Origin of the sequence: Butyrivibrio fibrisolvens, from assembly GCF_023206215.1 — a bacterium.
Taxonomy (GTDB): domain Bacteria; phylum Bacillota; class Clostridia; order Lachnospirales; family Lachnospiraceae; genus Butyrivibrio; species Butyrivibrio fibrisolvens_C.
On the sequence record NZ_CP065800.1, the window covers coordinates 3349774 to 3371887 of the forward strand.

A 22114-nucleotide genomic window follows, 5' to 3' on the forward strand; every position below is an offset into this window, starting at 1 on the left:
TGAAATAAACCATTTACTATAACGTTACTACTTCATCACCAGATCAGATTACGTGATCGCAGGATATCAGCCTACAGCCTCGCTGCTATTACTTCCTGCATCTTCTGTACTTCCATCATCTGCATTTCCATCTTCTGATGCTCCGTTTTCACTGTCTGTTTCTTCTTCGCCGGATACGTCCGGGCTCTCATCACCTGTTGTACCTGCACCTGATACATCTTCATCGCCTGTTGCCTCGTTTGAAGCAGCGCTGCTATCATCTCCTGTAGATTCCTGACCGGCATTATCTGATTCATTGCCTTCCGGTATGATATCTTCTGTATCGTTTTGAGTTTCTACGGTATCTAATGTATCTTCTTCACTTCTTTCAGCATATACGCAGACGGCTGTAAATGTGACGTATCCTTGACCCTCATCAGAGGTATCATCTGAGATCCTGTCTATGACTACACTATCTACTGATTCAAACATGCACAGCTGCTCGTATACATCTGCTGCTTCTTCCTTGGTGCCAACTGTCATCTTGATGGATACGCTAGTATTATCGCTGCTGATATTTTGTACCAGAATATCTGCAGGCATCTTCTCTTCCATCTCTTCGAGGAATTCGACTATATGAGCTGTCGGTTCATCTTTTAATCTATATGCTTCATTTACAAATTCATAAGCCTGTTTGGACAATGTATATTTCTGGTATATAGGTATGATGGACACTACCGACTGAAGCTGACTTCGCAGCGACTTATTGGTGTTCCCCGCACTGATATAAGGCGGGAGCGATACAGCCAGAAGCACTGCAGATAAGCCTACACATCCTATCAGGACCAGTCTTCCTATAGCTACTATATCTGTTCCGGAGGATTTTGCTTTTTTCTCCGTAATAAGGAAATTCACAGGGCTTATAGTAGCGCCTATACATCCTATGTATTCACCAAATACGCCGTTTTTAAATACCTTGCCAAGCTGCACGCCTTCGAGTGTTTCTATCTGCTTAGCAGGCACATCAAGAGTATTGGCGATAAGATCATCTATTCCCTGGATAGTTCCGCCTATACCGGTTATCACCACTCTGTCGACCTTCTGGCCTTTGGTTCTCGAATAATACAGATCCAGGACAGTAGAAAGACCGCTTACAAGATTTTCAAAAGAGAATGTTACATTCTCTCTGAGCTCTTTCATCTGGGGTGAAAGCTCTTCCTCCTCTTCTTCGGGAGGAAGAATAGGCTCATACTGCTGCGCTACTGCAGCAGGCTCTGTAGCAGGTTCTGCTGCCGCATCAGCTCCAGGTTCCTGACCATCAGGATTGTCTACCGCTTCGCCATCACCGCTTTCGCCTTCTTCTGCGGCTTTGGCCTGTTCTAACAATCTCATCCTCTCTTCTGCCTTAGCCTTTTTATAAGCTTCCATGTCAAAAGCAGGATTGACACACTTCATTCCTCTAAGGAAGCCTATAGCTTCAGAGTATGTCGTATTATCTGAATATACGTGGCTGTAGATGATAGTATCCACAGCTTCTTCAATTCCATAAGGTACAGTTCTTGTAAGGCTCTGTACTCCGTCCTTCATAACAGTAACTATAGAGTTCTTCTCATCTATCTTGATAACTATCTGGCTACCGACACTGCATTCTTTTTTGACAGCCTGATACAGTGAGTTGCCATCATAGTCAATCGCTTCCAGCTCAAGTCCTGCTGCCTTTGCAAATTCCTTATAGCTTTCCAGCATTTCAGAAGGCATAGCAAGCGCATTGACTCTAAGCGCCTTAGCTCCCTCTTCATTTTGAAGCTTCTCCAGAACAGTATAAGTGATGCTATAATCTGCAATGTTTACAGGAAAATAATCCGAGGCGTTGGCCAATACGAAATCCCTTATCTGATTTTCTTTAAGAAAAGGAATCTCCACTTCTCTGCTGGCTATCCTGTTTGAAGATACAGAGAAGATAGCTCTTTTAGCCTTAAACCCCTTAGCTTTGAGCATCTTACTAAGAGCCTGAGCATAGTTCTCGAAGCCGTAGAGCATTCCATCATCCATGACTCCTTCGGGAGTAGACAACATAAGGCTTTTGTAGATTTTGGGATTTCTGACCTTATAATCCATCTCAACAATTTCTGTTAATGTAGATCCGATCTCGATACTTAGGACTTTTGCCATCCTTTTGTCCTCCGGAATAATATGTTTACTACCTGTGACAGTTACATGATCTTACCAAAGTACCAACTGATAATTCTATCTCCGACAAGTATCGCAGTCATGACGCCTCCTGCCAGATACGGTCCAAGCGCTAGAACATGCCCTTTATGACTTACCCTCATACGGATTATGTGTATGACACTTCCATATATACATCCTAGGAAAAAAGCAAGAATATTAAGCTTCCACCCTACAAGCAGCCCCGTTGCTGCCATAAGCTTTATGTCTCCGCCTCCAATCCATCGCCCTTTTGATATCGTATACAAGATAAACAGGAAAAAGGCTACGGATACAAACCCCAGCAGATAATTTGCAAAATTTTTGTAATCTACCGCCATCCTAATAATTCCAAGTATACATATAGTATAATTCAACCCAGCCGGAATTACCATTGTTCGATGATCTATAACTGATATTGCGATAAGCACGGACGCTGCAAGGCATATCAGTACTGTATCTACACTTATTCCATATACAATTCCAACCAGCACATATACTACTCCATTAAGAGCCTCTATAAGTGGGTATTGGACTGAGATCTTCTGACCACAATTTCTGCATCTGCCTTTGTAGATGACCCATGATACGATAGGTATCAGATCAAACCATCTAAGCTGGTATCCGCAACTCATGCAGTGCGAACGTATCTTCACGAAATCTTCGTGTTTAGGAAGCCTGTAAATCAGAACATTTACAAAGCTGCCTATGACAATACCGTATACAAATAGTATTAAGTAGAATATCACTAGCATCCCCTGCATATTAGTCCTCACTTTTTCTTGGAAAAGTATTTTCTAAGATCGCTGATAGGCACAGGCTTTGCATAATGGAATCCCTGAATATAGTCAAAGCCATGAGTGATACTATAATCCTTGTGAGCATCGGACTCTACGCCTTCTACGAGGGTATTGATTCCGCTGCTTTTCAAGGTTTCTATCATATTTGAGACAATGCCGTCCATACGCTCATCATCTATTGACTGATACAAAAGGGTTTTATCGAACTTAATGATCCTGAACGGAAGGTCTATGACTCTTGCCATAGCCGAATATCCTGTTCCAAAGTCATCAAGATAGAAAGATACACCCTTTTCCCTTAACAGATACATGTTGTTCCTAAGTTTGTTGCTGTCATCTGCAACTGCACTCTCTGTAAGCTCAAGTCTGATCTTTTGTGGCTCAACATCATATCGCTGAAGGATATTTAGGATCTCATCTGCAAGTCCCGGAAGCGTGAACTCTGATGCAGAGCAGTTGATACTGATGCATTGGAATTCATACTCTTTTTCCAATTCTTTGAGTTCCTTGCAAACCTTACTGAGCATTATAAGAGTCAGAACATGTATACTGTCTGTCTCTTCTGCGATCGGTATGAAGAGCCCCGGACTTATAATCTGACCATCAAGCTCAAGTCGCATAAGAGCTTCCGCAGTTCTGAAGGATTCTGATTCTACCTCATATATAGGCTGTGCGTAGCATACAACCCTTGCATCATCCATATCCCTTTTAAATCTTATGTCCATGAGCTCCTGTTCTATTCTGTATCTCTCCTGGAACTTCTCGTTATCTTCTTTGGTCGCTACATATCTAAAATTCTCAAGAGGATTAAGCTTCTTTCTTATAATCTGATTGACCATCTCTCTGGCCATTGCTATAGATCTGATCTGTTCAAAGCAAGGAAGAACTACCATTATGATCCTTGCAAGTTCATCTATCTCACTAAGCCTTTTTTCTGCAAGATCTGCAAGGGCGTCAAGTATCTTGTCATGCTCATCACTTTGCATGGCTTCATATATGAAGGTGTAGGTTCCGGCGCTTTGCTTGTATATATGCAGGTTTGGATATTTGGATTCTGCCATCCTGCAATAATCTATGATTGTTTCATAGCCTATCCCCATCTTGGAAGACGGGCCGGATATATCCGATCTGTTAAAAGATGGAATGATAAGATAACCGATGTAAAATGGCTTTTTTAATAAGATATCGTCTTCGAAACGACTTTCAAGTGAGTACGTATTCTGAAGCCCCAGAATCTCATCATATGGATTGGAATGGAATAATATATAGAATATACACATCGGAACAACATAAGTCATCGCGATTATGATGTCATCTGTATTGGACCTTTGTACCAGAAGCAGCAGAACATTAATTGGATATACTGCAAATATGATAGTCCTTACAACCTTGGGCATATCCTTGGTAACAGTAAGTGCGAAGATCATAGAAGCAGTACTGCTGACCATACCGCAGTTGACCATCTTGATGACAAAAAATGAGATATCTGCAACCTCTCCTCCATAGTATGAAAACATAGTGCCTTTGAAGATAGCCACCATGCAATAGAAAACCATGAAGAATACAAAGCAGAAGCACAATATCCTGTAGTTTCCTTCCTTGCTCCTGTTCCTATAGGGAAGTGTACACAGATACATAGACAAATTGAATAATATGAAAGAATACACAAAGATATATGCAATCATAACACATTGGAGCATTACGATTCCATATATTTCGATATGAGAAGCCATATATACGATCAGAACCATAAGAAAGGGAGCCACTATACAGAAGAACATTCCGAAGAAATCATAAACATAGCTGGAAGTCCTACGTGGCTTAGTTCCGATCATCATTATAAAAAAAATAAATGAAACTATAAAAAATGCTATTTCAACATCTACGTTATATGCCAAATTCCCGATAAGTGCAGATAGCATATGCTCACCTCATAAAAGCATCAACTTATTATCATATCTTACGTAAATATATCGGCTAAAACTGTGATAAAAAGAATAGCTTTATGGCAAATAACTAAAAGGTCTGTTTATGGTATATCTGCACTATAATAATGTTGAACCGGATCAATATTCTACATCCTCTGCCAGCAATATCCCTTGATTAGCATAATAATCATTCATACTGTCTCTACAAGTCTCGATTCCTGCATTGATATGCCTTATACCGGCAGATGCTACGAACAGATTACGTATTGTAAAGATAAGAAGTGTGATCGTAAGGATCATGATGATACGCATTACAAGGTTGTATACTCTTCTGGATACATAAATATTTCTCATAATCTATTACCCCTCTTTCTTATGAGAACACCAATACCTATGATACTGATACTTTAAGCAAATCTCTTGATCACTGAAGAAAGGACACCTTGAATGATGATCTTATCCGGTCGTATGTCGTCATATCCTCTTTGAACATTTTCAGGATGAAGCACCAGCCTCTTAAGATTCGCATCATACTTAAGTCTCTTAAGTGTATTCTCTCCATCCTCGTTTAGTGCTACTACTATATCTCCCTGTCTTGCAGTCGATGCCTTCCTGATTACAAGAAGATCTCCCGAATCAATGCCTGCATCTATCATAGAATCTCCGACTGCATGAAGTATAAAAAGCTCTCCGCTTCCAAAAAGTGCTGTAGGAAGCTGTACATAACTATCTATATCACTGCTCTCAGTCTCCGGAGCGCCGCAAGTGATGCCATCCTGCATAAGAGGAGCTGAGGTCATGTTCTCATCCATCTTCATAGTAGAATCTGTACTGATACGCCCCTCACTATAATCGAGCATTCCCTCTTTGTTCATAGCCACAAGATATCTGTAGGCTGTACTCTTATCTATCGAAAGGCCTCTTCCAATCTCTGCAGTAGAGGGATCACGCATATTCTCTTTATGAAATTGTATGATGAAGTCCTTGATCTTCTCCTTTAGTTCAGGGCTTTTTGATCTCATATAATGCACCCGCCTTTTGTTAACTGCAACACTTTTTCTATCTGCAACGACCCGTTGCTGATAGAAATATAATACCATACTTGTATATAAAGTCAATATCTTCTTTTACTGTTGCGATTAAATCACGCACAACGTATAATGGTCTATGCTATATTCACTGATAGCTGCAACCTATAAACGGCTGGTCCTATTGGAACAGATCATAGGCAGCACTTATATACTCTTTGATATAAGGCAGAAGCAAAAACATCTATCTAAAAATAATCATTACAAGGAAGAATAATTGTATGGCTAATACCTATTCAAACAAAGACAATTCAAAATCCCTAATCGCACCACGCCCTTTCTATGGCCATGTTCTGGCCGTTGCTGTTCCTATCATGATTCAGAACGGCATAACCAATCTTGTTGGTATGCTGGACAATCTCATGGTAGGTCAGCTCAGTACAGAAGCCATGTCCGGTGTTTCAATCGTCAACCAGCTACTATTTGTATTCTATCTGTGCATATTTGGAGGACTTGCCGGAATCGGCATATTCAGTGCCCAGTTTTGGGGCAAGAAAGACCTTAAAGGAATGCAGTACACTATGCGCGCTAAGATGATCCTTGCATTCATAATCACTATAATAGGCGTACTGGTTCTGTATATATTCAGAACATCCCTTATCGGAATGTTCCTTCATGAAGGTGGTGACACAGGGGATCTGGAGCTCACATTGCAACATGCCATCTCTTACCTTCTCGTAATGTACGCAGGACTTCTTCCTATGGCTATCACCAATGTCTATGCCTCTACTCTTCGTGAGACAGGCCAGACTCTTGTACCCATGAGTGCGGGAATCATAGCAGTATTTGTAAACCTTATTGGTAACTATATCCTTATTTATGGTAAGTTTGGTGCACCTGCTCTTGGAGTTACAGGTGCTGCTCTTGCTACAGTGATATCAAGATTTATAGAGATGTTCATAGTTGTCTCTTGGACACATAACAATCCTGATAAGAACCCCTATATCAGAAGATGCTATAGCAGTATGTATATTCCTTCTGATCTTGTATTTAAGTTCATAATCAAAGGTGCTCCACTCCTTGCCAATGAAGCACTCTGGTCTATAGGAACCACTATGCTCGTTCAGTGCTACTCTGTAAGAGGACTTAATGCAGTAGCTGCTTTTAACATATCCAACTCCCTTGCCAATGTATTCAATATAGTATTTATAGCAATGGGAAGTGCCACATCCATACTCCTTGGTCAGGAACTCGGTGCAGGAAGACTGGATGGCGCCAAGCTGTATGCACTAAGACTTACGACCTTCTCTGTGATACTAAGCTCTATATCCGGTTTGATGTTATTTATAATAGCTCCTGTATTCCCGGATCTATATAACACTACAGATAATATCAAGCACATAGCTTTGGGCCTACTACGCGTCAACGCAGTATGTATGCCTTTGTATGCATTTACAAACTCCGCATACTTCACCATCAGATCCGGCGGCAAGACTTTTATCACATTCCTCTTCGACAGTTGCTTTTGCTGGGTAGTATCTTTTCCTGTTGCATTTGTACTATCCCGCTATACGAACATGCCTATCATATGGATGTTCCTAACTGTTCAGTCTATGGACCTGCTTAAATCTGTGATTGGTTTCATAATCGTAATGAGGGGTAAGTGGATACACGACCTTACTAAATACGCAGGGAACTAGCTTCGGGCGGTAGCCCCCCAAAACAAGTCCCAGCTCTCGGGCAGGCGAAGAAAAAAGCCACCCAGCTCTCGGGTGCCTGAGAGCTGGGTGGCTTTTTCTTTGGTCACTACCCGCGTTCGATCTTCTCTTCCGGTAGCAGCTTTAGCAGCAGCTTTTCAAGTTCCTCAGAATCCACAGGTTTGGACATATATGATACGAATCCTTCCTTGAGATACATCTTCTCAGCTCCTGGCGTGGCATTGGCAGTAAGAGCTACAACAGGGGTTGCATAGCTAAGAGCCATATAGTCATTCTTTAGAAGGTGAAGCGTCTGTATACCATCAGGTTCCGGCATCATATGATCCATGAATATAATGTCATATTTTTTCTTCTTGGCTTTCTCTATAGCTTCCGTTCCGCCTCCTGCACTATCTATCTTGATCTTGGTCCTTTTAAGAAGTCCTACGAACACTTCAATATTCATCCTGTTGTCATCAACAACGAGAACATTGGCAGTCGGAGCCTTGAAAAGTTCTTTGTATGTCGCATTATTTACTGTATACTTTCTTATAGCTTCTTCAAGATCGCCTATCGGTTCATCAGATATTACTACTTGTGGCAATAATATTGTAAAGGTAGACCCTTCACCATAGACGCTTTCTACGCTTATCTGACCACCCATGGCATCCACAAGTCTCTTTGTAATAGATAATCCAAGACCTGTTCCTTCTATATGACGATTTTCTTTTTCATCGGCCCTGTTATAACTGTTGAATATCTCTCCTATATCCTCTGGTTTGATGCCAATTCCTGTATCCTTGACTATTATGCATAGATTGAACTTGCCGTCTATATATCTTTTTTCTGCCACAAAGGTAATGGTACCTCTGTTAGTGTACTTGACAGCATTGGTAAGGACATTGGTTATTATCTGCATGATCCTTACAGAATCACCATACAGGATTGATGGAAGGTCTTTACTAACCTTATTCTCAAAATCAAGTCCGTCCTGTCTTGCTCTTGATATCAGAAGACTTATACAGTCTACAAGAAGCGGGGCAAGATTATATTCATCTACCTCAAGTTCAACTTTGGATTTGGCAGATCTATCCACATCCAGCATGTCGTTGATAAGTGACATGAGCATACGTACAGCATTCCTTATACTGCTTGCATAGGCTTTGATATCGGGGCTCTTAGTCTCTCTTTCAATAAGTTCTGCCATTCCGGATATGGTATTGATAGGAGTCCTGATCCTATGTGACATCAAAGACAAAAACTCAGACTTTCTCTCACCGGATGCCACTGCTATTATCTTCTGGCTATGGACTCTTATCATACTGACAGCAGCTTCAACCACTACAGAGATAAGCAGGAGCATAAGTCCCAATACGTATACAAGGGAGGATGTTGCAGCTATATCATTGAACTCTCTTATAAGCTCTATTACCATCATTATCATGAAGATGATAAGTCCCATGATAACCGCCTTATGCTCTTTGATCCTGCCACTTACTATATCTATGATCGTGATAAAAAGAACGCTTGAAAGTGACATCAATATCACTATAAAGGTGTAAGTAAGTGTCCCGGCAAAATATACTACCCCCGTGTAATGAAGAAATGACACCGTAGCAGCATATACGAAGCACATATCTTCCATTATCTTATAGAATCTTGTGTATCTACCGGCATGAAGACAGTCAGCAAAAAGAAGAAATGGTACCGGAAGAACTACAAGGATCTGGCATGAGGTCTCAAACATTCTGGCATAATCAGCAGATTCATACTGCATAAAGGTATTGCTGGACGGTGTCGAACCAAGCCTCCACAAACATACGCAGAAGATTCCCATTGCAAGGTACAGAACTGCCGAAGGTCTCTTTGTAACAAAGGCAAAATATGATGAAATAAGTATAGTTATTATTGATATCGATCCCAAAACCAGAGTTATCATGGATGACATCATTGTATTCTTGGCATAATATCCCCATATTCCGCCCTGAGAGCCTAGTATTACTTCTCCAACCCAGCCTTTGAACATGGACTCTGATTCGAATTCGATAGTCACAGTTTTACCGGCGTCTTTTTATATAATTTGGCAAAAACATGTGCTGTGGGACTTGTCCTTGATCCGATACCGGTCTCTCCGGGTTTAAGCGAGTATTCTGTTCTTAATTCATCTTCTATGTATATCTTTACGATAGATATATAACCTGTTACAGCAAGCCATTTTCCCTCTTCTATCGTATCCGGAAGTCTGTTGACTATCACAACCCTTCCATCAGGAGTTGAGAATTTGGCCGGCAGCTCTTGTATATCTGACAAGCTATCATCCTGTACCTGCTTCCATCCGGTGTTATAGCGTACAAACTCGTACTCATTGTCGCCAAAGTCATTGAACCTTATACTCTGGCGTACAACCAGCATGACAACTACAGATACGACAGCAACAACGCATCCTATCATCAATATCTGATATAAATTCAGTTTTGGAGTCTTCTTGATATCAGTAATCATCCGAAAACCTCATATCTTATTCAGATCTTTATTCAGATCCTTCCGCCTTGATCGCCTTGATTATTCTGTCATTATCAACTGCTGCAAGTCCTTTCTTTATAAGAGCTACCTTCTTTTTATCTTCATCACCAAGCTTATATCCTGCAAGTTCATTAAGTATCTGCTCTATGCTGTCATAGTCAAGGCTTATGGCGCACTCTTCTATGGCCGAATACGCATCTTTTAGTTCATCAGGAGTTATCTCCATAAGACTATCCTCATCAGTCGCCACTTCATGTTCCTGACAGATAGCTTTTAATCTGTCTGTAAGCTCTATATATTCTGTAAGAAGCTTCGGTACACCATTCCAGAAAGTCTCCACGTCTCCCTGATCTCCGCGCTCTTCAAGAAAGGCAGCATGCTCTGACAAGGTGCCGCATCCTATGACTCTTGCATTGGACTTAAGAGCATGAACTTTGATGACACCGTTTTTAAGATCCTTAGAATTGATAAGATCATTAAGCATCTGTATATTATCATCAGAAGTATCTACAAAAGTCTTAACAGCATTAACAAAAAGCTCTTTGCTTCCGCAATATTTTATTCCATTATCAGTATTAATTCCGTCAACACCCTTGATACTGTCAAAGACATCATCATAAGGGCAGCTCTCATCCACTACCTCAGGAGGGCTTTGGGCCATATCTTCACAATATGTCCACAGCATCTTCTCAAGATCAAATGTCTTAACAGGCTTAGATAGATAATCATCAAATCCCATCTTCAGGTACTCTTTCCTTGCACCTTCAAATTCATTGCCTGTAAGAGCTATTATTACTATTTTCCGATCAATCCTTTGGTAGTGTTTTCTTAGCATATTCATGGCTTTCTCGCCGCCCATACCTGGCATGCGATGATCCATGAAGATAACATCATATTGTTCTAATATAGCAAGGCTTACTGCCTCTTCACCGGATGTTGCAGTCTTTATACTTGCTCCGGTTCTTTTTAGAAGTCCCTCTATAACAGACAGATTCATAGTTGAATCGTCTACGCACAGGACGTTTAGTTTCTCCGAATAGTATCTTCCTTTTTCTTTTAATATACTAAGATCCGGTTGTATAGGCTTGGTATTCCATCCTGCAATCTCTATCTCCCCAGCTTTTTTCTGTATTATGTCAAAAGAAAACTCAGATCCCTTGCCAAGTCTCGACCTGACGCTCAATCTGCTGCCCATTGCCTCTAACATCCTATTAACAACAACAAGGGACATGCCGCTTTGACCGTCTTTCTCTCCTGTGTTTTCAAAAGGATCGAAGATCTTCTTAAGGTCTGTATCACTTATTCCAACGCCTGTATCAGTAACTCTTATAGAAAGCATGACAAGATCATGCCCTGTCTCATCAGTCTTGTCCAGATCTTCTATAAAAGCCTCAAGCGTAACCTTACCTTCATCTGTGTAGTTTATGGCATTGGTCAGGATCTCACCTATCATTTTGCAGATCTTCTCATTGTCACCAAGAAGGAGTCTTCCCTTTATGCCGTGCTCCCTAAGTTCCATTTTCAGACCTTTTTTGTCAGCAATAGGTTCGAATATCTTGTACAAAGATGTTATAGCTATCTCTGCATCAAAGGTTTCTTCTATAAGATTGACATTGCCTGATTCAAGCCTTGAATAATCAAGGATCTCATTGACAAGCCTAAGAAGTGACTTACCATAATCTCTTATATTCCTGGCGTAGGCTGTTATCTCTTCTTCTCTTGATTCGCGCAGGATCAGCTCATCCATACCCATGATGGAGTTTATGGGAGTTCTGATCTCATGGGACATACTGGCGATGAACTGGGACTTGGCTGATGATACTTCTTCTGCGACTATCCTGTCCCTTCTGTCTATTACATAAGAATGGATCATATCAACAACTGCGCATACCATGATCATGATCATGCCAAGATTAACTATAGGAGTAGCAGGTGTGTCAGGCTTTATGGCAAAAAATACTCCCGCAATAATACCGGAAAAGGCAAATCCAAGATAACCGGATATCGTGATCTTATTTTCCACAAGTCTTTTTTTGAAAATATCTATAAATATAGTTATGAGCATGTAGATTGTAGACAAGACTGCTCCGGCTACAAGATAAGGCATTGTGAATATAAAGGCCACATACCCCATATCATTAAGATAACCTGTAACCAACGATAATGATGCGATCATAAGGGCACAGAACATATTGGACTTGTGATACCTTTTTTGCAAAAGGATATCAAGACTATATAAGAAAGGAATCGGGATCAGTGAAAAGATCATATAGGCAGCATCGGATGCAACGCTGATATTATAGAACAGGAGCTGCCTTAGGTGGGAATCACACACTTCCCATGAAGAATAAAGTAATACGCCAAGTCCCAGGAATATGAACCTGCGACTTGTCTTACTATAAATACTCACGATAATGAGGATACTCAGAACTCCGATCGCTATAAAAAATACTATAAGAGGCAGTACAAACCCGGAATAATCCTTGATAGCGTAGTAATACCAGATTCCCATCTGATTGCCCATGACTACTTCATTGATATTATAGGCAAAAGAACTGTATGCAGAAGATCCGACTATCCTGATGTTTTTGCCTATGTCATCTTTGTGAAGCTGAACGAACAGATAGAAACTTGGAACAGTAGTCCTGCCATACTCTTCAAAGGTCCTGTAATAGGACTTTCTAAGTTGTCCATCTATATAGATGTAGATATTCTGACGGGTGCTTCTTATAGATAACCAGGAATGCTCTGTAATAGAATCAGGGAGTGTGCTTTGTATTTCGAATCTGTTACTTCCGTCTTTCACAGCATCGCCCGGGACTTCTGCGGGCACTATACTTCCATCTGCAAGTACCTGTTCCCATCCTTGTGACAGCACACTATAAGAAAGCTCATTTTCAATGTAGTCATTGGATTTAAACAAACCACTTGAAAAGAGCTTAGCTGCAATTAAAACCAGCAAGACGTAGCATATAATTGATTCAAAACTGAATTTGGTCTTACTAATCATATCAAGCAATATATCGGTTTATCTTACTTGAAAACTTATAATAAAACATGCTCAAAAAAACTGCTGCCAGAACTTCCGTCCTGACAGCAGTTTGCTTGATAAATCATCAGTTATTAAAAATTATTTCCAAATACCTACACGGTCTTCGGGAGCTACGTACATTCCGTCGCCTTCCTGGATATCAAAAGCTTCATAGAATGCGTCCATGCTGGATAATACAGCATTAACTCTGGCACGTCCCGGTGAGTGTACATCCATCATAAGGAGCATGCTTGCATATTCGTAAGTCATCTTCTCAGCCCACATGTTAGCATATGATACAAATGCTTCCTGAAGGGCATCCTTGTCATGACCGATGATCTGAGTTACTGCATACATACCACCAAGGTCAGCGATGTTCTCTGTGATAGTAAGAGCACCATCAACAGTTGAACCTGTCTCTACTGAAGGGAATACATCATAGTAGTCGATGATATCCTGACACATATTGGTATATGTGATGTATTCATCTTCTGTCCACCATGGGTTGTAGTTGCCGTTAGCATCATACTGTGATCCTGATGAATCAAATGCATGGCTGATCTCGTGACCGATTACTACACCGATAGCACCAAGGTTAGCTGCTTCTGAAGCGTCAGGATTGTAGAAAGGATCCTGCATGATACCTGCAAGGATTGTGATACCGTTGTTAGCAGGATCATAGAAAGCGTTGATAGTCTGAGGTGTAGCGATCCACTTTGTCTTATCAACTGGCTTTCCAAGAAGTGAAAGCTCATAAGCTACGTATCTCTGGTGCATTGTGATTGTGTTAGCTGTAAGTGATCCGCCCTCTTCCTTGCCGGCGATAGGAGCTTCAAGGCTTAAGTAGTAGCTGAAATCATCAGGATATCCAACTTTAACCTGAAGTGTATCAAGCTTGGCAATAGCTGCCTGCTTAGTAACATCACTCATCCAAGTCTGAGCACCAATGATGTTCTTGTACTCAGTGATGATCTCTGTGATCATGTTTGTAACTTCTTTTTTGGCTTCTTCTGAGCAGTAATTGTCTGTATAGAGAAGTCCATAGTTCCACTCAAGTGCTGCAGCAGTCTGAGCCATCCAGTAATACTCGTTAGGTCTTGCCTCTGTAATACCGTTGAGCTTGTTGCTAAGCTCTACTGTAAGATCATAAGCTGTCTGAGTTGTTATGGAAGCAAGGTCAGAAACGAGGACAGTTGCAGAATAGTCCTTGAGCACCTGAAGGTTATCTTCTGTAAGAAGGCTTGCGCACTCTGCAAACTTATCTTCATCAGGAACAAGGTATCTGTCCTGACCTGCAAATCCAAGAGCCTGCATATAGCTTGCCATATCAATAGATGGGAATGCAGCTATGATATCTGCTTCTGTATATACATTGTATATCTTCTCAATATCATAGTAGTCAGTTCTCTCAAGCTCTACAGAAGCAAGGTCTCTGGCAACCTTATCAGTATTGGCAACCATTCTCTGAGCATCAGCTTCTGAGAATCCGTTTACAACAAGAAGATTACCAAGATACTGATTATAAAGTTCAATATAAGCTTCATAGCCTTCTGTCTCATAGTAATCCTTGCCCATTAAAGAGTCGCCGGCGTCAGCTACAACTACATACTGTGTAGAGTCAAGATCGTCCTGTGATACATCAAATGAAGGAAGGATTGAACCATATCCACAGTCTACAGAGAGGCTCATTACAGCAGTAACATATTCTGTAAGATTCTGTGAATTTACAATAGCATCCAGATATGACTGGAACTCTCCAAGTCCATCAGCATTTCTTGCTTCTGTATCAGCATAAAGTTCATACAGATCATGAAGCTTCTGCTCAGGTGTTCCCTTTCCATAATTTTCTTTTGAATTAATTTCATTGAAGATCTCTTCCATCTGAACGTCCTGTTCATCAGAAAGTTCTCCAAACCATGACCACTGTGCACTTGTTGCAGGGATTTCATGAGAAGCGAATGTTGTTGCATTAACAACGTCATAGAAGTTATCCTTGTAGCTTGTGCCCGTAGCCTGAGACAGAGTTTCGAGCTGAGTCTCAATGCTTGTTGTAGCAACTTCATCAGCGAATGCTGTGATCGAAGCCTGAGGCACGATCATTACGGAAGCTGCCAGTATCACTGATAATAGTGATTTAGATTTAGATAATCTGAGCATATATCTTTGTCCTTTCTAAAATGTCATAACATCCTATCATAAGATGTTAATTGATAATCGCTACACCTACAGTTTAGCAATATATATATTGGCTTGCAAGAAAAAAGTATATTAAAATTAAACTTTTTAATCATTTTGAATATCTGCTGCAGCAAATGCCTGATATTCATATCTTAATACGATACTTATTTTTTTATGATTCATGACGATATAGATATAAGACGTACCAAGTCCACTCAAAAGGAACACTACGTATGAAAAAGAACACATCTGGCATTTCAATGTTAGTAATCATAACATGCTGTATATTTATAGCATGTTTTTTGATCATGCCTGTTTTCAATAGTATCATTACCCCAAATGCAAATATTAATTCAGATGGCAATTCACAAAGTGCCTACAGTTATGATTCGAATTCTTTCACTCATGTCCATGCGTCAGGTTCAAATGATACTATAATTCCATTTAACATCCTATGCATATGTTCTTATAACTATTCTTATGATACTGTTCCACAGCACATACAAGGGATAGAAGCAGGACTTGGCGATCTTTCATATGAGATCACATATGAAAATATGGATGCCAAAAGATTCTACGAAGCAGATGATATCCAGGAGTTCTATAACTATCTTTCTTATAAGATTGATAAGATAGATGCACACTATGATCTTATTTTCGTAATAGATGATACTGCACTTAGATTTGTGATCAATTACAGGAGCGAACTTTTTGGAGACGTTCCTGTAGTATTCATGGGTATCAATTCTGTTTCTGATGCCACAACTTCTGCTGCTCTTCACAATGTTACAGGTATATCAGAGACTCTTGATTTCGAATCCAATTATGATCTTATGAAGGCTCTTTTTCCTGACAGAAATGAGATCGTAGTATTATGTGACGGATCCAATACAAGTTCCGGCGAGTATGTGGAATTTTTGAAGTTCACGGAAAATCACCCCGAGATCAGCTATAGAGTCCTTAATGCTTCATATTATACGCAAAAAGGGCTAAAAAGGGCTCTGTCAGAGCTTGATAATAACAATATAATCTACTATCTTGAATTCTCTCAGGATGGAGATGGCAACCTGTATACTATCAACTCAGCTTCCTCTTTTGTTGATAATAATGTTACAAATGTGCCTGTGATAAGACTTACTATGGCCAATTGTACAAACAACATCTTAGGTGGTATATCGTATTCGTATACACATGCCGGAGAAGTTGCAGGCAAGATGGCAGGCAAGATATTAAATGGTGTAAGTGCTGACAATATCGCGCTTATCAGTGATACCATAACCGAAAGCTACTTCTACCAGGACAAGATGGATGAGTTCGGTATCAAGTCATCCCAGCTTCCGGCAGATAGCTATATTGCCAACGAAAGATTCAATCCTATCCGCTACTATCAGGAGAATGCTCTTATCCTGAACCTGATAATACTTATTATCATACTTTTGTTCATAATAATAGTCATTCAGGCCAAGGCCAACCGCCAGCACGAACGTATGCTCAACAACGATTATCTGACTCAGATACCTAACCGTCATTATATCAATCAGAAGATCGATCAGCTCAATTCTACTTTCACGCCTTACGGACTCGCCATGATAGACGTAGATCACTTCAAAGACATCAATGATACCTATGGACACCTTGTGGGTGATGAAGTTCTCGTGGAGATAAGTACCAGATTTTCAAGTATAGCATCCAAATATATCACCTTCGCCAGAATAGGTGGTGATGAATTCATGATGCTCATAACAGGTCCCGAAATAGACAATGCCGACAATATATGCCGGCAGATTCAAAATATAATACGTAATGCAGTTGTCATTAATAAGAAAAAACTGGAAATAACCCTTAGCATAGGCTGTGCTCTGTATCCTTCTGATACCAACGATCCTACTCAGATCATGGCTCTGGCCGACAGGGCTCTGTATTATGTAAAAGAAAACGGAAGAAACGATTATAAACTATTCGGCGACCTGTAAGCTTCCGTCTTCAGATAGCACATATGTTCCGTAATTGTCTACCAGTTCCTGCACCATATTGTCACTTGTTATCTCTACAGGTTCAAGGAGAAATGCAGGAACTACTATCTTGCCATTATCATATGACTGGGTATCATAGACACATTCATAGTCAAGATTCCAGCTATCGATCAAGGATTGTGACATCACTTCCCCATGATACAAAGAGTCTACGACCATGACAGTCACATAGGCTTCATATGCCAGATTCTTGTAAACATCCATAGACTGTCTTCCATCCATAAGTCTGCGCAGGTTCTCTACATCACAGTCCTGACCTGTTATCACCACATCATTGCCACCATTATAACTGTCTCTGATCGCATCCTGTACTCCAATAGATGTAGAATCATTGGAACACAGCACAGCATCAAGTTTTCTGTCACCGGAATAATAAGAACCTATCAGGATCTGAAATCTGACATTAGCAGTCTCTGTTGACCACTGAGAAGTTGATACTGTATAGAAATCACACTGGCCTGAGGGAACATTCAAAGTCCCATTGTCTATATAGGGCCTTAAAACATCCATTGCTCCGTCAAAAAAGAATCTTGCATTATTATCAACAGAATCTCCTGCTGTAAACTCTATGTTATAGATCTTGCCTGTAACTTTATCAAGTTCCAGAGCATTCTTTATATACTCTCCCTGAAGTCTTCCCACCTGATAATTGTCAAAAGATACATAAGCACTCACATACTCTGTGTTACATATGAGTCTGTCATAGGCAAAAACCGGGATCCCGGCTTCATAGGCTCTCTCCATGACTTTACCAAGAGACAGTCCATCAACCGCACCTATCACCAGCACATCAACACCATCATCTATCATCTCATAGATGGCGTCAATCTGAGTATCTATAAGGTTTCCGGCATAGCGCAGATCAACTTCATATCCAAGTGCTTCAAATGATGCTTTTAGATTGTTGCCATCACGGGTCCATCTCTCAAGATACTGTGTGGGCATACTTATGCCTATTTTGTCTATGCCGTCTTCTGAGTGGGTATCGGCTATTCTTGTATCGTCTGTATCAGACTGTGCTGTATTATCCGGCGCGGAAGTCTTTGAAGCAGTCGAGCACGCTGACACCATAAGGCTTAATGTAATGGGAGCTATCAGATATCTTGTATAATGCCTATTAGAAAGTACCATATACGATCACCCTTTCTGTAAAAGAAGCTGGATCTTGCACTCCATTTATGATCAATAGAAAAAGTATACCGCTATGGATATCGGATTAATACGCGAATAACTGTAGGTTATGGGGAGATTTCGTATGTATTTAGGTTATCGCGGCATTCGTATTTGCCGGCGAGGGATGTTTAGTAATAGTTTTAGCATCTTGATAGTTTTATTTGCAGACTTCCCACTTGGACGGGCCAGCATCCCCACAGTCTTTACAGGGGCAGGCAGTATATAAATCATTTCCACGCTGTTAATCGTTTTATGAATTCATGGCATGATATCTGTAGCTTTTTATTCTGGGGTCCAAACTCGCTTCGCTCAGACAGGTGAACCCCTGGCAGAATAAAAAACCACAGCTATCACGCTCATGAATTCTATAAAACAATTAAAAAGCGTGGAAATGATTTATATACTGCCTGCCCCTGCAAAGACTTTGGGGATGCCGGCCCGTCCAAGTGGGAAGTCTGCAAATAAAACTCTCAAAGATGCTAAAACTATTTATAAACAGCCCTCGCCGGCAAATCCGAATGTTGGTAAACTTATTTATATATCAGTGATCTATGTGTTTACAGATTTCATCTACCACTTTTATATCTGCAGGGAGCCAGGATACGCTGTAGAGCTCATCTAAGGAAAGCCACTTGGCGGCTTCGTGCTCCAGGAGGGATAGTTCGCCCTCAGCTACTGCCACATAGAAGCAGCTCATGTGGAGGTGGAAGGTGTCGTAGTCGTGGTCTACTACGCAGGCAAGTTTGTGAACTTTTATTGTTGCGCCAAGTTCTTCTTTGATTTCACGAACAATAGCTTCTTCCGGAGTCTCTCCTTCTTCTATCTTGCCACCGGGGAATTCCCAGCCGTCCTTGAACTCGCCGTAGCCACGCTGTGTTGCAAATATTCTGGATATATTATCATAGTTGTCGCAGATTATAGCTGCTACGACGTTTACTGTTTTCATATACTACTGTGTCTCCTGCCTTTTCTTTAAACTTATTTGCATAATATCGTTTTTTCTAGATTAGTTAGATAGTTATTTTATGATCTCCTGCCCTTTACTTAAAGTCACTTGAATAACTCCATTTGACGTAGATGCCAGTTCAAATTGAGGTTCATATATCCAGTTTCCTTTGGCATCGACTATTCCGTATTTCCCATCTGTAGTCTTTACAGCAGCCATAACTTCGCCTTTTTCTAACTTATTGTAGTTATCGGAATGTAACACTTCAATATATTCATATTCAAAGTCAAGTAACAGATTACAGTCCTGATCATAAAGTCCATACAATCCTGATGCCTCATCCTTAACAGCTACTATCTCCATACTTATATCAGAATCAGTAATTCCAAGGTATTCTCCTTTGTAGTTATATACCTTGTAACCACTCATTCCATCAATACTTACTTCGATCATATTATTATTTATATGCGCGAAGTTAACTGTATCATTAAGCTCTCCCACTGTACTTCCATCATACATAATAGTCAGATGATTGTTTTCGAGCATTACCAGGAGTGTTTTGTCGTAAACCGTTGCTACCTCCACATTATATAAAAAGTCATTGAATTCCTTAATGATATTTCCACTTGCATCTATAACATAATCTTTCTCTTTATAGTCTACATAATTCTTGCCCAAGAAAAGGTCTCCTCCAAGATATTCCAAACTACCAAAATGGAATTCTTCCGGGAGGCTATCCGGCTTTAGGACAACCCACTTATTATTGGCAAATTCGAAATACAGCATATCTTCATCAGAAGCATATCGATAAGATCCTTTATCATAATTATCCTTTATGCCTTCATATAACCTATAGTCCTGCGGCTCAATAACATTTTCACCATCCTTAGTTACAACACCAGTCCTGTTATCATTCGTAATGACTATGTATTTATCACCCATCTCTTTAGTATACATGTTATGTCTTAAGATTTTTTTATAATTAAAATCAATCAAAGTCTCTCCGCATATATCAATAACACCATATTGATCATCTAAGACGGCAATCATGTATCCTTGATCATAATGCTGTGATTCAAGTTCAGAATATTTGAAATCAAGCCGGATATTGCCAAAGCAATCAATTACTCCGTATTTGTCATTAGTTTTTGCAATATAAAAATCACCAGAACCATCTATATCTTCCAAATAGTCATAACTATTATCCGATAGCAATTTTCCATCCGGATCACAGAAATAATACTTACCATTCTGATCTTCTATTACGAAAATATATGGCATATCATTATCTTCTACCTGATTTACAAGCTTTATGGATTTGTAAGAAGCTCCAAGAATATCATTAAGCTCAAAGTCAAGAAGTCTATAATTAGATTCTTTATCTTCTACTACAATTCTCCGAACTTGTTTTTCTACCGAGATACTTGTATATACCGGCTCAAGAAGCTCCTGCCCCTTATAATTATATATTCCATAACGTTTATCCTCTGGATCAACATAATCAGAGCCATCTGTATCATCTATTTCTACAATCATAAAGTCATCTTTAAAATCGATATTACCGTAATACGGCCCTATTATTGCATTTCCTTTATAGTCATATAATGAATAAAAGCATGTGTAGCCTTCAAAACTATGAGCAAAAATAAAGTCATCTTTAAGTTCAATATATTCGTAATCAGGTTCGATCAGTATATTATAATCAAGATCAATTACTCCTAATTCTCTCCGGTAATATGATCCTTTGTTAACTATTATGATTCCCTTGTCTGCATAACTGACATCTATTCCCTGGTACTCCGGGGATAGAATCCAATTCCCGCGTATATCAGCTATCCCATATCTCCCTGTTTTTATGTCAAATAAAAAAAGATTTCCATCATCCATACCGAAGGATTTATTATCAACCACCTCTGATTTAAAACTAATTTTCTTTGCCATCTGGTATATAACATCTTTCTTAGGGGAATTATAATAGAAATCATCCCAAAAAGAGCGTATGTATCCTGCATTTGACATATTTTCAGGTATACTATTTTCATCGGAGTCTATATCATAACTACCATTTACAACTCTGTATAATTCACTTCCTTCTTTCCAATGATTCGAATAAGTATATCCTATATTGGGATAATTCTCTGTATCCAAAGGAGTAGCGCTTGAAATAGAAGCAATAATATTCCCTTCCCTATCAAGTATGTATCTTTCTTCTCCAGCATCAAAGGAATTCATATATAGCAGAAATCTGCCCATTATAAATGCTGCGATAATAAAAAAAACCGATATTATTATATTTACCAATAATTGTTTTTTTATCTGACTCATATTTTAACCTCAGTTTTTCTGCACTACATAGCGTATCAAGTAATATAACCTTATAATTTGCCATATTAATATACAAATAACTGCGAAGGCAAAAAGAATAACAATATATATGCCGAGATCATTTATATCTATATTTATTTCAAGTATCTTCAAAAATAAAAAAGAGCGACCATTAAATTACAAAAAAACAAACAGTCTTTTAATTCTCCACCAGTTTTATTGATCATTACATATAAAGCCAATGATTCAGTCAAAAATTCAACTA

The 22114-nt window shown here is 39.7% G+C and carries 14 protein-coding genes; 2 read left to right on the forward strand and 12 right to left on the reverse strand.

Annotation, left to right across the window (positions count from 1 at the left end; all coding sequences use genetic code 11):
- Positions 1 to 66: 66 nt before the first annotated feature.
- The 5 genes from pilM to I7804_RS13985 form a co-directional block, all read right to left on the reverse strand.
- Positions 67 to 2151: a pilus assembly protein PilM gene (gene pilM / locus I7804_RS13965; protein ID WP_248403929.1), complete on the reverse strand. Its 2085-nt coding sequence runs from the start codon at positions 2149 to 2151 to the stop codon at positions 67 to 69.
- Between the two features lie 41 nt (positions 2152 to 2192).
- The gene (locus I7804_RS13970) at positions 2193 to 2951 is read right to left on the reverse strand and encodes a prepilin peptidase (RefSeq protein ID WP_248403930.1); all 759 of its coding nucleotides are present in this window, start codon (positions 2949 to 2951) and stop codon (positions 2193 to 2195) included.
- An 8-nt stretch (positions 2952 to 2959) separates the two neighbouring features.
- Complete coding sequence (locus I7804_RS13975; protein ID WP_248403931.1) at positions 2960 to 4909, reverse strand: EAL domain-containing protein; 1950 nt, start codon at positions 4907 to 4909, stop codon at positions 2960 to 2962.
- Positions 4910 to 5053: 144 nt separating this feature from the next.
- A complete protein-coding gene (locus I7804_RS13980; RefSeq protein WP_022753028.1) occupies positions 5054 to 5269 on the reverse strand; it encodes a hypothetical protein in 216 nt (71 codons plus the stop codon).
- Between the two features lie 53 nt (positions 5270 to 5322).
- Positions 5323 to 5937 (reverse strand): LexA family protein, encoded by a 615-nt coding sequence (locus I7804_RS13985; protein ID WP_248403932.1) that lies wholly within the window; start codon positions 5935 to 5937, stop codon positions 5323 to 5325.
- A gap of 287 nt (positions 5938 to 6224) precedes the next feature.
- Between I7804_RS13985 and I7804_RS13990 the strand changes: the two genes are divergently transcribed.
- A complete protein-coding gene (locus tag I7804_RS13990; RefSeq protein WP_248403933.1) occupies positions 6225 to 7643 on the forward strand; it encodes an MATE family efflux transporter in 1419 nt (472 codons plus the stop codon).
- A 106-nt stretch (positions 7644 to 7749) separates the two neighbouring features.
- Here I7804_RS13990 and I7804_RS13995 read toward each other — a convergent pair whose 3' ends face one another.
- The 4 genes from I7804_RS13995 to I7804_RS14010 form a co-directional block, all read right to left on the reverse strand.
- Positions 7750 to 9693: a hybrid sensor histidine kinase/response regulator gene (locus I7804_RS13995; RefSeq protein WP_248403934.1), complete on the reverse strand. Its 1944-nt coding sequence runs from the start codon at positions 9691 to 9693 to the stop codon at positions 7750 to 7752.
- Positions 9690 to 10142: a hypothetical protein gene (locus I7804_RS14000; RefSeq protein ID WP_248403935.1), complete on the reverse strand. Its 453-nt coding sequence runs from the start codon at positions 10140 to 10142 to the stop codon at positions 9690 to 9692. The genes I7804_RS13995 and I7804_RS14000 overlap by 4 nt, the downstream gene beginning before the upstream one ends.
- 28 nt (positions 10143 to 10170) lie before the next feature.
- Positions 10171 to 13173, reverse strand: a complete 3003-nt coding sequence (locus I7804_RS14005) for a response regulator (protein ID WP_248403936.1) — start codon at positions 13171 to 13173, stop codon at positions 10171 to 10173.
- A gap of 120 nt (positions 13174 to 13293) precedes the next feature.
- Positions 13294 to 15351 (reverse strand): M13 family metallopeptidase, encoded by a 2058-nt coding sequence (locus I7804_RS14010; protein ID WP_248403937.1) that lies wholly within the window; start codon positions 15349 to 15351, stop codon positions 13294 to 13296.
- Between the two features lie 254 nt (positions 15352 to 15605).
- Here I7804_RS14010 and I7804_RS14015 point away from each other — a divergent pair, with 254 nt between their 5' ends.
- Complete coding sequence (locus tag I7804_RS14015; protein WP_248403938.1) at positions 15606 to 17345, forward strand: ABC transporter substrate binding protein; 1740 nt, start codon at positions 15606 to 15608, stop codon at positions 17343 to 17345.
- On the opposite strand, the gene I7804_RS14020 is transcribed toward I7804_RS14015, so the two are convergent.
- The 3 genes from I7804_RS14020 to I7804_RS14030 all read right to left on the reverse strand — a co-directional run bounded on the left by I7804_RS14020 (position 17328) and on the right by I7804_RS14030 (position 21849).
- Complete coding sequence (locus I7804_RS14020; protein WP_248403939.1) at positions 17328 to 18536, reverse strand: sugar-binding protein; 1209 nt, start codon at positions 18534 to 18536, stop codon at positions 17328 to 17330. The two genes, I7804_RS14015 and I7804_RS14020, sit on opposite strands and share 18 nt — an antisense overlap.
- Before the next feature lie 583 nt (positions 18537 to 19119).
- Positions 19120 to 19524, reverse strand: a complete 405-nt coding sequence (locus I7804_RS14025; protein ID WP_248403940.1) for a (deoxy)nucleoside triphosphate pyrophosphohydrolase — start codon at positions 19522 to 19524, stop codon at positions 19120 to 19122.
- A 72-nt stretch (positions 19525 to 19596) separates the two neighbouring features.
- Entirely contained in the window at positions 19597 to 21849 is a 2253-nt protein-coding gene (locus tag I7804_RS14030) for a WG repeat-containing protein (RefSeq protein ID WP_248403941.1), read from the reverse strand.
- Between the last annotated feature and the right edge of the window lie 265 nt (positions 21850 to 22114).

What these genes read in the sequence shown, in the direction of transcription:
- I7804_RS14030 (WP_248403941.1), bottom strand. Translation starts at nt 21,849, where the DNA reads ATGAGTCAGATAAAAAAACAATTATTGGTAAATATAATAATATCGGTT.
- I7804_RS14025 (WP_248403940.1), bottom strand. Translation starts at nt 19,524, where the DNA reads ATGAAAACAGTAAACGTCGTAGCAGCTATAATCTGCGACAACTATGAT.
- I7804_RS14000 (WP_248403935.1), bottom strand. Translation starts at nt 10,142, where the DNA reads ATGATTACTGATATCAAGAAGACTCCAAAACTGAATTTATATCAGATA.
- I7804_RS14010 (WP_248403937.1), bottom strand. Translation starts at nt 15,351, where the DNA reads ATGCTCAGATTATCTAAATCTAAATCACTATTATCAGTGATACTGGCA.
- I7804_RS14005 (WP_248403936.1), bottom strand. Translation starts at nt 13,173, where the DNA reads ATGATTAGTAAGACCAAATTCAGTTTTGAATCAATTATATGCTACGTC.
- I7804_RS13975 (WP_248403931.1), bottom strand. Translation starts at nt 4,909, where the DNA reads ATGCTATCTGCACTTATCGGGAATTTGGCATATAACGTAGATGTTGAA.
- pilM (WP_248403929.1), bottom strand. Translation starts at nt 2,151, where the DNA reads ATGGCAAAAGTCCTAAGTATCGAGATCGGATCTACATTAACAGAAATT.
- I7804_RS14015 (WP_248403938.1), top strand. Translation starts at nt 15,606, where the DNA reads ATGAAAAAGAACACATCTGGCATTTCAATGTTAGTAATCATAACATGC.
- I7804_RS13990 (WP_248403933.1), top strand. Translation starts at nt 6,225, where the DNA reads ATGGCTAATACCTATTCAAACAAAGACAATTCAAAATCCCTAATCGCA.
- I7804_RS13970 (WP_248403930.1), bottom strand. Translation starts at nt 2,951, where the DNA reads ATGCAGGGGATGCTAGTGATATTCTACTTAATACTATTTGTATACGGT.
- I7804_RS14020 (WP_248403939.1), bottom strand. Translation starts at nt 18,536, where the DNA reads ATGGTACTTTCTAATAGGCATTATACAAGATATCTGATAGCTCCCATT.
- I7804_RS13980 (WP_022753028.1), bottom strand. Translation starts at nt 5,269, where the DNA reads ATGAGAAATATTTATGTATCCAGAAGAGTATACAACCTTGTAATGCGT.
- I7804_RS13985 (WP_248403932.1), bottom strand. Translation starts at nt 5,937, where the DNA reads ATGAGATCAAAAAGCCCTGAACTAAAGGAGAAGATCAAGGACTTCATC.